The organism is Pseudescherichia sp. AS216, assembly GCF_037152055.1.
In the GTDB taxonomy this organism is placed as follows: domain Bacteria; phylum Pseudomonadota; class Gammaproteobacteria; order Enterobacterales; family Enterobacteriaceae; genus Pseudescherichia.
The window spans coordinates 77,549-92,340 of the sequence record NZ_JBBCMV010000009.1 but is presented as its reverse complement, the minus strand read 5'-3'; the positions used below and the strand labels follow the sequence as shown (position 1 = coordinate 92,340).

At 56.9% G+C, this 14,792-nt stretch carries 16 protein-coding genes, 2 tRNA genes and 1 rRNA gene; 14 read left to right on the top strand and 5 right to left on the bottom strand.

Annotated elements, in window-relative coordinates:
* The 3 genes from rrf to WFN61_RS19825 all read left to right on the top strand — a co-directional run.
* Window positions 1-103: ribosomal RNA gene (gene rrf / locus WFN61_RS19835) — 5S ribosomal RNA — on the top strand; the annotation flags it as partial.
* A gap of 55 nt (window positions 104-158) precedes the next feature.
* A tRNA-Asp gene (locus tag WFN61_RS19830) sits at window positions 159-235 on the top strand.
* A 55-nt stretch (window positions 236-290) separates the two neighbouring features.
* Window positions 291-366: transfer RNA gene (locus WFN61_RS19825), tRNA-Trp, on the top strand.
* Window positions 367-485: 119 nt separating this feature from the next.
* Here the strand turns inward: WFN61_RS19825 and hdfR are convergent.
* A complete protein-coding gene (gene hdfR, locus WFN61_RS19820) occupies window positions 486-1,307 on the bottom strand; it encodes an HTH-type transcriptional regulator HdfR (protein WP_257759158.1) in 822 nt (273 codons plus the stop codon).
* Between the two features lie 118 nt (window positions 1,308-1,425).
* Here hdfR and WFN61_RS19815 point away from each other — a divergent pair, with 118 nt between their 5' ends.
* The gene (locus WFN61_RS19815) at window positions 1,426-1,764 is read left to right on the top strand and encodes a DUF413 domain-containing protein (protein ID WP_144819090.1); all 339 of its coding nucleotides are present in this window, start codon (window positions 1,426-1,428) and stop codon (window positions 1,762-1,764) included.
* Between the two features lie 27 nt (window positions 1,765-1,791).
* On the opposite strand, the gene WFN61_RS19810 is transcribed toward WFN61_RS19815, so the two are convergent.
* Window positions 1,792-3,312, bottom strand: coding sequence for a YifB family Mg chelatase-like AAA ATPase (locus WFN61_RS19810; RefSeq protein ID WP_238082114.1), 1,521 nt, complete (start codon window positions 3,310-3,312; stop codon window positions 1,792-1,794).
* A 320-nt stretch (window positions 3,313-3,632) separates the two neighbouring features.
* On the opposite strand from WFN61_RS19810, the gene ilvL reads away from it, so the two are divergent.
* The 7 genes from ilvL to ilvA all read left to right on the top strand — a co-directional run bounded on the left by ilvL (window position 3,633) and on the right by ilvA (window position 10,180).
* Entirely contained in the window at window positions 3,633-3,731 is a 99-nt protein-coding gene (gene ilvL / locus WFN61_RS19805; RefSeq protein ID WP_001311244.1) for an ilv operon leader peptide, read from the top strand.
* An 86-nt stretch (window positions 3,732-3,817) separates the two neighbouring features.
* Window positions 3,818-3,868: a peptide IlvX gene (gene ilvX / locus WFN61_RS19800; RefSeq protein ID WP_208674148.1), complete on the top strand. Its 51-nt coding sequence runs from the start codon at window positions 3,818-3,820 to the stop codon at window positions 3,866-3,868.
* A gap of 2 nt (window positions 3,869-3,870) precedes the next feature.
* Window positions 3,871-5,517 carry an acetolactate synthase 2 catalytic subunit gene (ilvG, locus tag WFN61_RS19795; protein ID WP_257759160.1) on the top strand — a complete coding sequence of 549 codons (1,647 nt, stop codon included), beginning with the start codon at window positions 3,871-3,873 and terminating at the stop codon, window positions 5,515-5,517.
* The gene (gene ilvM, locus WFN61_RS19790) at window positions 5,514-5,777 is read left to right on the top strand and encodes an acetolactate synthase 2 small subunit (RefSeq protein WP_042395027.1); all 264 of its coding nucleotides are present in this window, start codon (window positions 5,514-5,516) and stop codon (window positions 5,775-5,777) included. The genes ilvG and ilvM overlap by 4 nt, the downstream gene beginning before the upstream one ends.
* Window positions 5,778-5,794: 17 nt before the next feature.
* The gene (locus tag WFN61_RS19785) at window positions 5,795-6,724 is read left to right on the top strand and encodes a branched-chain amino acid transaminase (protein WP_257759161.1); all 930 of its coding nucleotides are present in this window, start codon (window positions 5,795-5,797) and stop codon (window positions 6,722-6,724) included.
* Between the two features lie 58 nt (window positions 6,725-6,782).
* Window positions 6,783-8,633 carry a dihydroxy-acid dehydratase gene (gene ilvD, locus WFN61_RS19780; protein WP_144819098.1) on the top strand — a complete coding sequence of 617 codons (1,851 nt, stop codon included), beginning with the start codon at window positions 6,783-6,785 and terminating at the stop codon, window positions 8,631-8,633.
* Window positions 8,634-8,635: 2 nt separating this feature from the next.
* Complete coding sequence (gene ilvA, locus WFN61_RS19775; RefSeq protein WP_257759162.1) at window positions 8,636-10,180, top strand: threonine ammonia-lyase, biosynthetic; 1,545 nt, start codon at window positions 8,636-8,638, stop codon at window positions 10,178-10,180.
* Here ilvA and ilvY read toward each other — a convergent pair.
* Window positions 10,177-11,067: an HTH-type transcriptional activator IlvY gene (ilvY, locus tag WFN61_RS19770; RefSeq protein ID WP_144819102.1), complete on the bottom strand. Its 891-nt coding sequence runs from the start codon at window positions 11,065-11,067 to the stop codon at window positions 10,177-10,179. The two genes, ilvA and ilvY, sit on opposite strands and share 4 nt — an antisense overlap.
* A 152-nt stretch (window positions 11,068-11,219) precedes the next feature.
* On the opposite strand from ilvY, the gene ilvC reads away from it, so the two are divergent.
* On the top strand, window positions 11,220-12,695 hold the full coding sequence (ilvC, locus tag WFN61_RS19765) for a ketol-acid reductoisomerase (protein WP_144819104.1): 1,476 nt from the start codon (window positions 11,220-11,222) through the stop codon (window positions 12,693-12,695).
* 91 nt (window positions 12,696-12,786) lie between these two features.
* Here ilvC and WFN61_RS19760 read toward each other — a convergent pair whose 3' ends face one another.
* Window positions 12,787-13,401 (bottom strand): class I SAM-dependent methyltransferase, encoded by a 615-nt coding sequence (locus WFN61_RS19760; protein WP_222126339.1) that lies wholly within the window; start codon window positions 13,399-13,401, stop codon window positions 12,787-12,789.
* 181 nt (window positions 13,402-13,582) lie between these two features.
* On the opposite strand from WFN61_RS19760, the gene WFN61_RS19755 reads away from it, so the two are divergent.
* Both WFN61_RS19755 and WFN61_RS19750 read left to right on the top strand, forming a co-directional pair.
* Window positions 13,583-14,023 carry an Rrf2 family transcriptional regulator gene (locus WFN61_RS19755; protein WP_257759164.1) on the top strand — a complete coding sequence of 147 codons (441 nt, stop codon included), beginning with the start codon at window positions 13,583-13,585 and terminating at the stop codon, window positions 14,021-14,023.
* Entirely contained in the window at window positions 14,020-14,385 is a 366-nt protein-coding gene (locus tag WFN61_RS19750) for a DUF1360 domain-containing protein (protein ID WP_222889108.1), read from the top strand. The genes WFN61_RS19755 and WFN61_RS19750 overlap by 4 nt, the downstream gene beginning before the upstream one ends.
* 49 nt (window positions 14,386-14,434) lie before the next feature.
* On the opposite strand, the gene ppiC is transcribed toward WFN61_RS19750, so the two are convergent.
* Window positions 14,435-14,716: a peptidylprolyl isomerase PpiC gene (gene ppiC, locus WFN61_RS19745; RefSeq protein ID WP_024555327.1), complete on the bottom strand. Its 282-nt coding sequence runs from the start codon at window positions 14,714-14,716 to the stop codon at window positions 14,435-14,437.
* Between the last annotated feature and the right edge of the window lie 76 nt (window positions 14,717-14,792).

Here is a 14,792-nt window from a genome sequence, read left to right as displayed (position 1 = left end):
GCGCGGTGGTCCCACCTGACCCCATGCCGAACTCAGAAGTGAAACGCCGTAGCGCCGATGGTAGTGTGGGGTCTCCCCATGCGAGAGTAGGGAACTGCCAGGCATCAAATTGAAGTAAACCGGGACACAATACCCGGTTAGTGACAAAGAAATTCGGTGGAGCGGTAGTTCAGTCGGTTAGAATACCTGCCTGTCACGCAGGGGGTCGCGGGTTCGAGTCCCGTCCGTTCCGCCACTTATTATAAAATTAAGCCTGCTCAGTTATAGCAGGCTTAATAGTAAGAAAATTTAGGGGCGTAGCTCAGTTGGTAGAGCACCGGTCTCCAAAACCGGGTGTCGCGAGTTCGAGTCTCTCCGCCCCTGCCATATTAAGATCCTTTGCTTAGGCAAAGGATTTTTTTTGCCTGCAATTTGGGGTTCCCTCCCTTATCACTCTCTCTTGTCAAACTCATCTCTACGATGCGTCCCTGCACCGTATCCTTGAATCATTCCATCACACTGTTTTTTAAAAGATCTTTAATCTGGCTCTGTTTGTCGCTGTTTTGCAGCCAGATAGCGTAAAGCGGGCGTGAGAGCGTCAGCGTATCAGCCACCATATGCAGATCGGCCTTATCCTTAGCCCAGGAGACTGGCAACCACGTGCAGCCATCAAGCGCTCCTAGCTGCTGGCGTGCAATTTCGGCAGAGCTGGTTGTCAGGAGCGGGATCTCATCGCTGGCAATCAGGCCAGACTCATGCTGTTGAAAATCAGGGCCCCATTCGAGCCGCAGGTAGTTCAGAGTCGATTTCAGGCGCGACGGTACGGTACAGTAGAGCGCAAGGGCAAAATGCCCCAGCAGTTGGCTACTGAACTCATCCATTTTAGGAGCTTCAGTGGTAATCAGCAGATCCAGCTGCCGCTCATGCAACTGTTTTACCAGCGATTGCCGCTGTGCGATACGAGCCTCAAACTGTAAGCTTTTATGTGTCTGATAGAGCCGACCCAGCCAGCCGTTCAGCATACACTCCCATAGCGATGCGCTGGCACCAATAGAGAACTCATTGTGCTGCGAACTGTGCGCTACCTCCTTGCGCGCTGCTTGCCAGGTATTCATTAGCATCTCTGCATAAGGAAGAAGTTTCTCACCTGCCACCGTAAGACGAATATTATTCCGGTGGCGGGTGAACAGGTTTACCCCAAGCTGGTTCTCAAGCTGGCGAATACGAAAACTGACCGCTGATTGTGTCAGATAGAGCGCTTCTGCAGCGCGTCCAAAGTGACGAGTCCTGCTTACTTCCAGGAAAGTTTTTAGCAATTCCGTATCCACAGCTTTCTCCGCAAAATTATTTGTCGTTATGATTTAAATGTTTTGTTTTACACTCTGTCAAGCGTAACTAATACTCCGCGCCATAAATAGCTCGGCCAAAGAATTAGGAGTGTGTAGGATGGCGGAAAGCTTTACGACGACTAATCGTTTTTTCGACAACAAATACTACCCGCGCGGGTTCTCTCGTCATGGTGATTTCACCATCAAAGAGGCGCAGCTGCTGGAGCGGCACGGTTATGCTTTCAATGAACTCGATCTCGGTAAACGTGAGCCGATGACCGAAGAGGAAGAGCTGTTTGTCGCCGTCTGCCGTGGTCAACGCGAGCCCGTCACCGAAGCGGAACGCGTCTGGAGTAAGTACATGACGCGCATTAAACGTCCGAAGCGCTTCCATACCCTCTCCGGCGGTAAGCCGCAGATGGAAGGTGCGGAAGATTACACCGAATCCGACGATTAAGATGCAGGGGCTACGGCCCCTGTTTTTTTATCCCATCATCTTCTGCAGGTGAATGAGCAGGCGGTCAATAGCGCGATAGCCCAGCGCCTCCTGGAGATGCTCTCTGCGTATCGTCTCACTCTCTTCCAGATCGGCAATGGTACGTGCCACCTTAAGCAGGCGCTGCCAGGCGCGTATCGATAGCCCAAGCTGCGTAAGCGTCTCTTCAAGCCAGTCGGCATCCTCGGGCACCAGCTGACAGTAATCGCGTATAGCGGCGCTTTCAAGCCGGGCGTTAAGCGTCTGCTGCCGTTGGTACTGGATCGCCTGTGCAGCAAGCACACGGGCGCGTACCGCCTCGCCAGGTTCGCTACGATTATCCGTCTGGCGCAGTAGACCCGGCGGGGGAAGGGGGATCTCCAGAGAGAGATCGAAGCGATCGAGAAACGGTCCGGAGAGCTTGCTCAGGTAGCGCAGCGTCTGCTCTGGCGTTGCACGATTATGGTTCCCCTGATAGTGGCCAGTAGGGCTGGGGTTCATCGCGGCTATCAGCTGGAAGCGGGCGGGGTAGGTCACCTTGGCGCGGGTTCGGGAAATATGGATCTGTCCGGACTCAATGGGTTCGCGCAGAGCATCAAGCACGCGCCGTTCAAACTCTGGCAGCTCATCCAGAAACAGGATGCCGTTATGCGCCAACGAAATTTCGCCGGGCCCGGGAATTGCCCCCCCGCCTACCATAGCGGTCAGGGATGCACTGTGATGCGGTGAGCGAAAGGGTCTGCGCCGCCACTGTTTTTTTAGCATGGCGGTATTGATCAAGCTTAGGATCGCCGCGCTCTCAAGCGCCTCACGGTTATCTAAAGGCGGCAAAAGGCTATTCAGTCGGCTGGCCAGCATGGTCTTACCCGTGCCGGGTGGGCCAATCAGTAACAGGTTATGCCCGCCTGCTGCCGTGATCTCCAGCGCCCGTTTACCTTGCTCCTGACCCATCACGTCGCTGAGATCGTTTTCAGCTGCAGGAATGGCGTCGATGTCAGGTACGGCCTCCCGAAGCTGATGTTTCCCTTCGAGAAAGGCACACACCTCCTGCAGATGTCCCGCGATCAGGCAGTGGGCGGATTCGATGAGTCCCACTTCAGCTTCGTTATCGCTGGCAACGATAATTTGTCTGCCGGCGCGCGTGGCCTCCTGAGCGCTGGGGATCGCCCCGGGAACGCCACGGAGCGCGCCTGTAAGCGCGAGTTCGCCAACAAACTCATACTGACTTAAGTGAGATGCACTGAGCTGCTCAGAGGCCGCCAGAAGCGCAATAGCGATAGGTAAGTCATAGCGTCCCCCCTCTTTAGGGAGATCGGCGGGGGCAAGGTTAATAGTGATCTTCTTTGCCGGGAACGTATAGCCACTGTTGATGATGGCGCTGCGCACGCGATCGCGGGCTTCCTTGACCGTGGTTTCTGGCAGCCCAACGATGGTAAGGCCGGGAAGTCCGGCGCTAATATGCACCTCAACCGTAATAAGCGGCGCGGTGACGCCCAACGCCGCACGGGTATAGATAACCGACAGTGACATAGCTCCTCCTGTGACTGCAGGATTATGCCGCTGCGTTTTTTCACCGGCAGCTACGCATCTGCGTTTTTACGGCCTGGGTTCCGCACTAATTGTGTCAGAGATGCAACGTATGCTTAACGCTGGAAGCAGGTGCGCAGCCGCGAAAAATCGTTCGCAGGTGAATTATTTTCACTTAATCTTTTTCTTATATAAAACAATACGTTTTATGAATACTTGCCGCCACGCCACTAAAAAACTTATAAAAAAATCTTGTGTCGTTAGCAAAAACTGTGATAACTCTTTAGGTATTCCTTCGAACAAGAAGCCAGAAAGTACAGAAAATGACAGCCCTTCTACGAGTGATTAGCCTGGTCGTGATTAGCGTGGTGGTGATTATTATCCCACCGTGCGGGGCTGCACTTGGACGAGGAAAGGCTTAAAAAACAAGCCTTAACGAACTAAGACCCCCGCACCGAAAGGTCCGGGGGTTTTTTTATGGCCTTAAAACAACAGCGAGGAGCAAAGAATGCGTTGTAGCACAAAATTCTGTTTCTCACGATTTACGACGGGGAACTGACTATGAATGGGGCACAATGGGTAGTACATGCATTGCGAGCGCAGGGGGTCGAAACGGTCTTCGGTTACCCAGGCGGCGCAATTATGCCGGTTTACGATGCGTTGTATGACGGCGGCGTGGAACATCTGCTGTGTCGCCACGAGCAGGGAGCGGCCATGGCGGCCATCGGCTATGCCCGCTCTACCGGCAAAACAGGCGTCTGCATCGCTACGTCAGGTCCCGGTGCCACCAACCTGATCACCGGACTCGCCGATGCCCTGCTCGACTCCGTTCCCGTTGTGGCTATCACCGGCCAGGTTGCCTCGCCGTTTATGGGTACCGACGCATTTCAGGAAGTGGACGTCCTCGGTTTGTCGCTGGCCTGCACCAAGCATAGCTTTTTGGTGCAGTCGCTGGAGGAGCTGCCGCGCGTAATGGCGGAAGCGTTCCAGGTGGCAAACTCAGGCCGTCCAGGTCCAGTGCTGGTCGATATTCCAAAAGATATCCAGGTTGCCGTGGGTGAGCTGGAGCCGCATTTCTCTACTGTTGCAGATGATGACGCCTTCCCACACGCCGACGTTGCGGAAGCCCGCAAGATGTTAGCCCGGGCACAGAAGCCGATGCTGTACGTGGGCGGTGGCGTGGGTATGGCGCAGGCCGTTCCGGCGCTGCGGGAGTTTATCGCCGCGACGCAGATCCCTGCCACCTGTACGCTGAAAGGGCTGGGGGCGGTTGAGGCCGATTACCCGTACTACTTAGGCATGCTGGGGATGCACGGCACCAAAGCTGCCAACCTGGCGGTACAGGAGTGCGATCTGCTTATCGCCGTAGGCGCACGCTTCGACGACCGGGTGACCGGCAAGCTGAACACCTTTGCACCGCACGCCAGCGTGATCCATATGGATATCGACCCGGCAGAGATGAACAAACTGCGCCAGGCACACGTTGCGCTGCAGGGCGATCTTAATGCGCTGCTGCCCGCGCTGCAGCAGCCGTTAGCGGTTGATGGATGGCGTCAGCACGCGGCAGAGATGCGCCATGAATATGCGTGGCGTTACGATCACCCCGGTGACGCCATCTATGCACCACTGCTGTTAAAACAGCTCTCCGACCGCAAGCCGCAGGATAGCGTGGTCACCACTGACGTGGGCCAGCATCAGATGTGGTCCGCGCAGCACATGACCTACAGCCGTCCGGAAAACTTTATTACCTCCAGCGGCTTAGGCACGATGGGCTTTGGCCTGCCAGCCGCCGTTGGCGCGCAGGTGGCGCGCCCGGATGATACCGTAATCTGTATCTCCGGTGACGGCTCCTTCATGATGAACGTGCAGGAGCTGGGCACCGTGAAGCGAAAGCAGCTGCCGCTGAAGATTGTCCTGCTGGATAACCAACGCTTAGGCATGGTTCGCCAGTGGCAGCAGCTCTTCTTCCAGGAGCGCTATAGCGAAACCACCCTGACCGATAACCCCGATTTCCTGATGCTGGCTCGTGCCTTCGGCATTCCCGGCCAGCACATCACCCGTAAAGACCAGGTTGAAGCGGCACTTGACGCCATGCTCGCAAGCGAGGGGCCTTACCTGCTTCATGTCTCAATCGATGAGCTTGAGAACGTCTGGCCCCTGGTGCCACCCGGTGCAAGCAACGCACAAATGCTGGAGAAATTATCATGATGCAACATCAGGTCGCCGTTCAGGCCCGCTTCAATCCGGAAACGTTAGAGCGTGTTTTACGCGTGGTTCGCCACCGTGGCTTTCAGATTTGCGCCATGAATATGGAGACAGCCACCGATGCGCAGAGCATAAATATTGAATTGACCGTTGCCAGCCCGCGCTCTGTCGAATTACTGTTTAGCCAGTTGAGCAAACTGGTCGACGTGGCGCGCGTTGAGATCCAACAACGTTCAACCCCAACACAACAAATCCGCGCCTGAGCGCAAAAGGAAGAAAAATGACGACGAAGAAAGCTGATTACATTTGGTTCAATGGCGAGATGGTTCCGTGGGGTGAAGCGAAAGTACACGTGATGTCCCATGCGTTGCACTACGGTACGTCTGTATTTGAAGGCATCCGCTGCTACGACTCGCACAAAGGACCAGTGGTGTTCCGCCATCGCGAACACATGCAGCGTCTGCGTGATTCAGCAAAAATCTATCGTTTCCCGGTTTCACAAAGCGTTGATGACCTGATGGAAGCCTGCCGGGCGGTGATCCGCAAAAACAACCTGACCAGCGCCTATATTCGTCCGCTGGTCTTCGTGGGTGACGTGGGCATGGGCGTGAACCCACCAGAGGGTTACGGCACCGATGTGATCATCGCCGCTTTCCCATGGGGCGCATACCTGGGCGCGGAAGCGCTGGATCAGGGTATCGATGCGATGGTCTCCTCCTGGAACCGCGTTGCGCCAAACACCATCCCGACCGCGGCGAAAGCCGGCGGTAACTACCTCTCCTCCCTGCTGGTGGGCAGCGAAGCACGCCGCCATGGCTATCAGGAAGGGATTGCGCTGGACGTTAACGGCTACATCTCTGAAGGCGCTGGCGAAAACCTGTTTGAAGTGAAAGACGGCATTCTGTTCACCCCGCCATTCACCTCTTCCGCGCTGCCGGGCATCACCCGCGACGCAATCATCAAGCTGGCGAAGGATCTGGGTATCGAAGTGCGCGAGCAGGTGCTCTCCCGCGAATCCCTCTATCTGGCCGATGAAGTGTTCATGTCAGGTACCGCAGCCGAGATCACCCCGGTGCGCAGCGTAGACGGTATCCAGGTGGGCGAAGGCCGCTGTGGTCCGGTAACCAAGCGCATCCAGCAAGCGTTCTTCGGCCTGTTCACCGGCGAAACAGAAGATAAGTACGGCTGGTTGGATCAGGTTAACCAATAAGCATAAATATGGGACGGCACGCACCGTCCCATTTATTAAATAGAGTTGGGAGTAAAGCATGCCTAAGTACCGTTCCGCTACCACCACCCACGGCCGTAACATGGCAGGTGCCCGCGCGCTGTGGCGCGCCACTGGGATGACCGACGCCGACTTCGGCAAGCCGATTATCGCCGTGGTGAACTCATTTACTCAGTTTGTGCCGGGCCACGTGCACCTGCGCGACCTGGGCAAGCTGGTTGCCGAGCAGATTGAAGCCGCAGGCGGCGTGGCGAAAGAGTTCAATACCATTGCGGTCGATGACGGCATCGCGATGGGCCACGGAGGCATGCTCTATTCACTGCCGTCTCGCGAGCTGATCGCCGACTCGGTGGAGTACATGGTCAACGCCCACTGCGCGGACGCCATGGTCTGTATCTCCAACTGCGACAAGATCACCCCGGGGATGTTGATGGCCTCATTGCGCCTGAACATTCCGGTTATTTTTGTCTCCGGCGGCCCGATGGAGGCCGGAAAAACCAAGCTGTCTGACAAGATCATCAAGCTCGACCTGGTCGATGCCATGATCCAGGGCGCGGACCCGAAAGTGTCCGACGAGCAGAGCGAGCAGGTAGAACGTTCCGCCTGCCCGACCTGTGGCTCCTGCTCCGGCATGTTCACGGCTAACTCCATGAACTGTCTGACGGAAGCGCTGGGCCTGTCGCAGCCGGGCAACGGCTCGCTGCTGGCGACCCACGCCGATCGTAAGCAGCTGTTCCTCAATGCCGGGTCACGTATTGTTGAACTCACTAAACGTTATTACGAGCAGGACGACGAGAGCGCGCTGCCGCGCAACATCGCCAGCAAAGCCGCGTTTGAAAATGCCATGACGCTGGATATCGCCATGGGCGGCTCCACCAACACCGTGCTGCACCTGCTGGCGGCGGCCCAGGAAGCAGAAATTGATTTCACTATGACCGACATCGACCAGCTCTCTCGCAAGGTGCCGCAGCTCTGTAAGGTCGCACCAAGTACCCAGAAATATCATATGGAAGACGTGCACCGTGCGGGTGGCGTTCTGGGTATCCTGGGCGAGCTGGATCGTGCGGGATTGTTGAACCGTGAAGTGAAAAACATACTTGGCCTGACGCTGCCGCAGACGCTGGAGCAGTATGACGTGATGCTGACCCAGGACGAGGCGGTGAAAAAGATGTTCCGCGCGGGTCCGGCGGGCATTCGTACTACCCAGGCATTCTCGCAGGATTGCCGCTGGGACACGCTGGATGACGATCGCGCTGAAGGCTGTATCCGCTCGCTGGAACACGCCTACAGCAAAGACGGTGGGCTGGCGGTGCTGTACGGCAACTTTGCCGAAAACGGCTGCATCGTTAAAACCGCCGGCGTGGACGACAGCATCTTGAAATTTACCGGCCCGGCGAAAGTATACGAGAGCCAGGACGATGCGGTAGAAGCCATTCTCGGCGGTAAAGTTGTGGCGGGCGACGTGGTAGTGATCCGCTACGAAGGGCCAAAAGGCGGGCCGGGAATGCAGGAGATGCTCTACCCAACCACCTTCCTGAAATCAATGGGCCTCGGCAAAGCCTGCGCGCTGATCACCGACGGACGTTTCTCTGGCGGCACCTCTGGCCTCTCTATTGGCCACGTCTCCCCGGAAGCCGCCAGCGGCGGCAACATCGCGCTGATTGAAGATGGCGATATGATTGCCATCGATATCCCAAACCGTGGCATTCAGCTGCAGGTAAGCGATCAGGAGCTGGCCGCACGTCGGGAAGCACAGGACGCACGCGGTGCGGCAGCGTGGACGCCGAAAGCGCGTGAGCGCCAGGTCTCCTTCGCGCTGCGCGCCTATGCCAGCCTCGCAACCAGCGCAGACAAAGGCGCGGTACGCGATAAATCCAAACTGGGAGGCTAACCGTGGCCGAATCCCAACCCTTGTCCGCCGCCCCCGAGGGGGCGGAGTATCTGCGGGCGGTACTGCGCGCGCCGGTCTATGAAGCGGTGCAGGTCACGCCGCTGCAAAAGATGGAGAAGCTCTCGTCGCGGCTGGATAACGTGATCCTGGTGAAGCGTGAAGATCGCCAGCCGGTACACAGCTTCAAGCTGCGCGGTGCCTACGCCATGATGGCCGGGCTCACCGACGAGCAGAAGGCGCGGGGCGCGATCACCGCGTCGGCGGGCAACCACGCCCAGGGCGTCGCGTTCTCTGCCGCGCGTCTTGGGGTGAAGGCGCTGATCGTCATGCCGGTAGCCACCGCCGATATTAAAGTCGATGCGGTACGCAACTTTGGCGGCGAAGTGCTGCTCTACGGCGCTAACTTCGATGAGGCAAAAGCGAAGGCTATCGAGCTGGCCCAGCAGCAAGGCTTTACCTGGGTGCCGCCGTTCGATCACCCGATGGTGATTGCCGGACAGGGTACGCTGGCGCTGGAGCTGCTCCAGCAGGACGCACACATTGACCGCGTCTTTGTGCCGGTTGGCGGCGGTGGCCTGGCGGCAGGCGTGGCGGTGCTTATCAAACAGCTGATGCCGCAGATTAAAGTGATTGCAGTGGAAGCGGAAGACTCTGCCTGTCTGAAGGCCGCGCTGGACGCCGGGCAGCCGGTGGATCTGCCCCGGGTTGGGCTATTTGCCGAAGGGGTGGCGGTTAAACGCATCGGCGACGAGACCTTCCGCCTCTGCCGGGAGTATCTCGACGATATCATTACCGTCGACAGCGACGCGATCTGCGCCGCCATGAAGGATCTGTTCGAGGATGTGCGGGCGGTAGCGGAACCTTCCGGCGCACTGGCTCTGGCGGGCATGAAGAAGTACATCGCCCAGCACAACATCCGCGGTGAACGGCTGGCGCACGTGCTCTCCGGGGCGAACGTCAACTTCCACGGTCTGCGCTACGTTTCCGAACGCTGCGAGCTGGGTGAACAGCGTGAAGCGCTGCTGGCGGTCACCATTCCCGAAGAGAAGGGCAGCTTCCTGAAGTTCTGCCAGCTGCTGGGCGGCCGCTCGGTGACCGAGTTCAACTACCGCTTTGCCGATGCCCACGACGCCTGCATCTTTGTCGGTGTGCGCCTGAGCCGCGGGCTGGAGGAGCGTAAAGAGATCCTTGCTCTGCTCAGCGAGGGGGGCTACAGCGTGGTCGATCTCTCCGACGATGAGATGGCCAAGCTGCACGTGCGCTACATGGTGGGGGGGCGTCCGTCGAAGCCGCTTAAGGAGCGTCTCTACAGCTTTGAGTTCCCTGAGTCTCCCGGTGCGCTGCTGAAGTTCCTGCATACGCTGGGCACCCACTGGAACATCTCCCTGTTCCACTACCGCAGCCACGGTACGGACTATGGCCGCGTGCTGGCCGCCTTTGAGCTGGGGGAACACGAGCCGGATTTCGAAACCCGGCTAAGCGAGCTGGGTTACTACTGTCATAACGAGAGCGATAACCCGGCGTTCCGCTTCTTCCTCGCCGGTTAAGGGTTCGGCAGGATCTCCCAGAACGCGCTAATAAGCGGCTCATGCAGCCGCTTTTTTTGTGCGCAGACGCCAAGCTCAAACGGCGTCTTCTCATCGCTGCGCTCTAAAATCATCACGCGGTTGCGTACCGGCTCCGGGCTGTTTTCCAGCACTACCTCCGGGATCAGCGCCACGCCGCAGCCGAGGGCTACCATTGAGACCATCGCCTCATGGCCGCCGACGGTGGCATAGATCGATGGGTTACTGATCTTCTGCCGCCGGAACCACAGCTCAATGCGTTTTCGTACCGGCCCCTGATCGGCCATGATAAAGGGCACCGTCGACCAGTCAGGCTCTGGCACCGAGATTTGGCTGCGTACCGGGCAGGGCAGCGCCGGGGCAATCAGCACCACCGCCAGATTCTCCAGCATCGAAAAGGCCACCGCGCCGGGCAGCGCCTCTGGCTTACCTGCAATCGCCAGATCCGCCTCGCCGGTGACCACGCGCTCTACCGCATCGGCGGCATCACCGGTGGTCAGTTTGATCTCAACCGAGGGGTGCTCGGCGCGGAACCGGTCAAGGATCGGTGGCAGATGACTGTAGGCCGCCGTGACCGAGCAGAACAGCCGCAGCTCGCCAGAGAGCGAAGGACCCTTCTGGTCAATGGTGTGGCGCAGCTGCTGGTACTGGAGCAGGGTCTGCTGGGCGAAGGTCCGCAGTTCGTCACCCGCCTCGGTCAGGGTAACGGTGCGGTTGTCTCGCACAAAAAGCGGCTGGCCGAGATCCTCCTCCAGGCGCTGGATCTGCCGTGACAGCGTCGACGGGCTGACGTGCATCGCCCGTGCGCTACGGCCGAAGTGGCGGCTCTCCGCCAGGTGGAGAAAGATTTTTAGATCGCGCAGATCCATATGCAGAGCCTCTGTGTTTACGTTGCAGAAAGTGCAATGTCATATTGTGAATATATCAATTTCAGCAACGCATTTCCTGTCATATAGTGGGTTCATTCTCGCGAGAACGCGAACCGAACAATAAGCACGACACAACATCACGAGGTATGATCATGGCTAACTACTTTAATACACTGAACCTGCGCCAGCAGCTGGCCCAGTTGGGTAAATGTCGCTTTATGGGACGCGATGAATTCGCCGATGGCGCGAGCTACCTGCAGGGTAAAAAAGTGGTTATCGTCGGCTGTGGCGCTCAGGGCCTGAACCAGGGCCTGAACATGCGTGACTCCGGTCTGGATATCGCCTACGCGCTGCGTAAAGAGGCGATTGCTGAGAAGCGTGCGTCATGGCGTAAAGCCACTGAAAACGGTTTTAAAGTAGGTACCTATGAAGAGCTGATCCCGCAGGCGGACCTGGTGGTTAACCTGACGCCAGACAAGCAGCACTCTGACGTGGTACGCACCGTACAGCCGCTGATGAAAGATGGCGCGGCGCTGGGCTACTCCCACGGCTTCAACATCGTGGAAGTGGGCGAGCAGATCCGTAAAGATATCACCGTGGTGATGGTTGCCCCGAAGTGTCCGGGCACCGAAGTACGTGAAGAGTACAAGCGTGGTTTTGGTGTGCCGACGCTGATCGCCGTGCACCCGGAGAACGATCCGAAAGGCGAAGGCATGGCGATCGCTAAAGCCTGGGCTGCGGCCACCGGCGGCCACCGTGCGGGCGTGCTGGAGTCCTCCTTCGTTGCCGAAGTAAAATCTGACCTGATGGGTGAGCAGACTATCCTCTGCGGTATGCTGCAGGCGGGCTCGCTGCTGTGCTTCGACAAGCTGGTGGAAGAGGGTACCGATCCGGCCTACGCTGAGAAACTGATTCAGTTCGGCTGGGAAACCATCACCGAAGCGCTGAAGCAGGGCGGCATCACCCTGATGATGGATCGCCTCTCTAACCCGGCGAAGCTGCGTGCCTATGCGCTCTCCGAACAGCTGAAAGCGATCATGGCTCCGCTGTTCCAGAAGCATATGGATGACATCATCTCCGGCGAGTTCTCCTCCGGCATGATGGCCGACTGGGCCAACGACGATAAGAACCTGCTGACCTGGCGCGAAGAGACCGGCAAAACCGCGTTTGAGACCGCCCCGCAGTTTGACGGCAAAATCAGCGAGCAGGAGTACTTCGACAAGGGCGTACTGATGATCGCCATGGTGAAAGCGGGCGTTGAGCTGGCATTTGAAACCATGGTCGATTCCGGCATCATTGAAGAGTCCGCCTACTACGAGTCGCTGCACGAGCTGCCGCTGATCGCCAACACCATCGCGCGTAAGCGTCTGTATGAGATGAACGTGGTGATCTCCGATACCGCAGAGTACGGTAACTACCTCTTCTCCTACGCTTGCGTACCGCTGCTGAAAGAGTTCATGACCACCCTGCAGGCGGGCGATCTGGGCAAAGCGGTAGAGGGCACGGCGGTAGACAACGCCCAGCTGCGTGACGTGAACGAAGCAATCCGCAGCCACGAGATCGAGAAGGTGGGCCAGAAGCTGCGCGGCTATATGACCGATATGAAGCGTATCGCCGTAGCGGGTTGATCGAAAAAGGGTCGGGTGGCGCCACGCTTACCCGACCTACAGAAGTGCAAAATCGTAGGCCTGGTAAGCATCTCGCTACCGGGCCGTTTTTTTATTCGCGACGCAGCGCCACCACTGAGTCGGATACTTCATCCTGCTGCCCTTCTGGCCCTGCCATCACCCGTGAAACCTCTTCGCAAAATTCGACTTTCCAACCTTGTGGCAGTGGCTTCAGCGTGGCAAGAACCTCACTGGCTGAAAGGAACGGGCGTGGGTGTTTGGACCAGCTCGGAGCCTTACCGTGTGAAGTTATGAGGAGGAGACCACCTGGAGCAGTATGACCCAACGCGGTACGGAAAATGGTGGCACGATCGAAGTCTAGCGGTGACTCCAGGAAGGAGGCGACAATCAGATCATATTTACCTGCCGGGAAGCTTTGCGTGAGGTCATGGCATTCGAAAGTAATATGAACGCCCGCGCGCTCGGCGTTTGCCGAAGCATATTCAAGCGCCCGATGAGAAAGATCCACCGCCGTTACCTGCCAGCCCCGCCTGGCTAGCCAGACCGCATCATCTCCCCGTCCGCAGCCCAGTTCCAGTGCGTTACCCGGTGTTAATCCTTCGGTGAAGCGCACCAGAATTTTTCCCGGAATACCATTAGACACAGGGGACATGGCATCGTAGTGCGACTCCCAGAAGCATTCCGGCGTTTGTTCAGCGTTGTGCATAACGGCCTCGTTGTTAGTGATAAATATCATGTAATATTTAAAGTAACATAAGATGATATTTGATCAATGACTACGAGGAAAAAAATAATTAACCATAAATATCAATGATATATTTTTTTGTTGGTATGATTATGCGTTTGGGGATTGTCGTTGGCTACTATTATGTAATATTGTAAGTTACATGAAAACAAATAACTCATTCTCCGCGACGCTACATATCCTGCTTCACCTGGAGCAGATGGATAAACCTCTGACGTCAGAACAGATGGCTGCCTTTATCGACGGAAATCCGGCGTTCATCCGCAAGCTGCTTGCCGGACTTCGAGAAAACAATATTGTCTGTGCCACTAAGGGGCATCACGGCGGCTGGCGGCTGTGCCGTCCAGTTGGGGATATTACGCTTTACGATATCTATAAGGCGCTGGGCGAGCCGACGCTGTTTGCGCTAGGTAACCGCAGCGAAAACCCGCAGTGTCTGGTGGAGCAGGGGGTAAATAGGGTCATGTCAGCGACACTTGCCGACGCACAAACGCTAATACTTGACCGCTTCAAAAGCCTGACGTTGCAGGATATCGGCAGCGAATTTATCAGCTACTTCAACGACAAAGGCCATGACCTATGATGACTACCTTAACCACCTGCCTGATGATTGCCCTGGCGGCCAGCAGTATTTCTATGACGGTGACGCAGACCGAACTATTCGCCGCGTTTCGCGAATGGACGGTAAAGAAAAACGCGCTGATAGGCCACCTGTTTCAGTGCTTTTACTGCTTGAGCCACTGGGTGGTGTTTGGCGGAATGGCAGTATACCGCCCGGCACTTCTCAGCAGCGGTTTTGTGCTGATTGACTGGGTCATGACGGCATTCATCACCATCACTATCACAACGCTGATTAATGGCCTGATGTTTAAAGTGTTTCAGGCAGCAATTAGTACGCACGTGATGAAGCACAATGCGCAGCAGACGTTGCAATCGCAGAAATAAAAAAGGCTTTTTTATCGGTGGCGGCAGGGCAATGCCGCCACACGGATAATTAGTTACGGTACAACACTTTGATAATGTGGTAACCGAACTGGGTGTGCAGCGGGCCGGTCGGCTCCAGCACCGGGCAGGAGAACACCACTTTATCGAAGGCTGGCACCATCTGGCCCTGGCGGAATTCACCCAGGTGACCGCCCTTTTTGCCCGACGGGCAGGTAGAGTGTTTCTTCGCCAGCTTCTCGAAATCGCCGCCGTTTTTGATCTGCTCCAGAAGATCCAGAGCCAGTTTCTCTTCTTTAACAAGGATATGCATCGCTGCCGCTGTTTTTGCCATGATCGTGCCTTGAGTGGTATGGATTAGGCTGGCTATACTACCACGCGTTTTTTCTCCTCTCCCGACTTTCATTGAG

What these genes read in the sequence shown, in the direction of transcription:
- ilvD (WP_144819098.1), top strand. Translation starts at nt 6,783, where the DNA reads ATGCCTAAGTACCGTTCCGCTACCACCACCCACGGCCGTAACATGGCA.
- WFN61_RS19810 (WP_238082114.1), bottom strand. Translation starts at nt 3,312, where the DNA reads ATGTCACTGTCGGTTATCTATACCCGTGCGGCGTTGGGCGTCACCGCG.
- ppiC (WP_024555327.1), bottom strand. Translation starts at nt 14,716, where the DNA reads ATGGCAAAAACAGCGGCAGCGATGCATATCCTTGTTAAAGAAGAGAAA.
- ilvM (WP_042395027.1), top strand. Translation starts at nt 5,514, where the DNA reads ATGATGCAACATCAGGTCGCCGTTCAGGCCCGCTTCAATCCGGAAACG.
- ilvG (WP_257759160.1), top strand. Translation starts at nt 3,871, where the DNA reads ATGAATGGGGCACAATGGGTAGTACATGCATTGCGAGCGCAGGGGGTC.
- WFN61_RS19755 (WP_257759164.1), top strand. Translation starts at nt 13,583, where the DNA reads ATGAAAACAAATAACTCATTCTCCGCGACGCTACATATCCTGCTTCAC.
- ilvY (WP_144819102.1), bottom strand. Translation starts at nt 11,067, where the DNA reads ATGGATCTGCGCGATCTAAAAATCTTTCTCCACCTGGCGGAGAGCCGC.
- ilvC (WP_144819104.1), top strand. Translation starts at nt 11,220, where the DNA reads ATGGCTAACTACTTTAATACACTGAACCTGCGCCAGCAGCTGGCCCAG.
- WFN61_RS19750 (WP_222889108.1), top strand. Translation starts at nt 14,020, where the DNA reads ATGATGACTACCTTAACCACCTGCCTGATGATTGCCCTGGCGGCCAGC.
- ilvL (WP_001311244.1), top strand. Translation starts at nt 3,633, where the DNA reads ATGACAGCCCTTCTACGAGTGATTAGCCTGGTCGTGATTAGCGTGGTG.
- WFN61_RS19815 (WP_144819090.1), top strand. Translation starts at nt 1,426, where the DNA reads ATGGCGGAAAGCTTTACGACGACTAATCGTTTTTTCGACAACAAATAC.
- WFN61_RS19760 (WP_222126339.1), bottom strand. Translation starts at nt 13,401, where the DNA reads ATGCACAACGCTGAACAAACGCCGGAATGCTTCTGGGAGTCGCACTAC.
- WFN61_RS19785 (WP_257759161.1), top strand. Translation starts at nt 5,795, where the DNA reads ATGACGACGAAGAAAGCTGATTACATTTGGTTCAATGGCGAGATGGTT.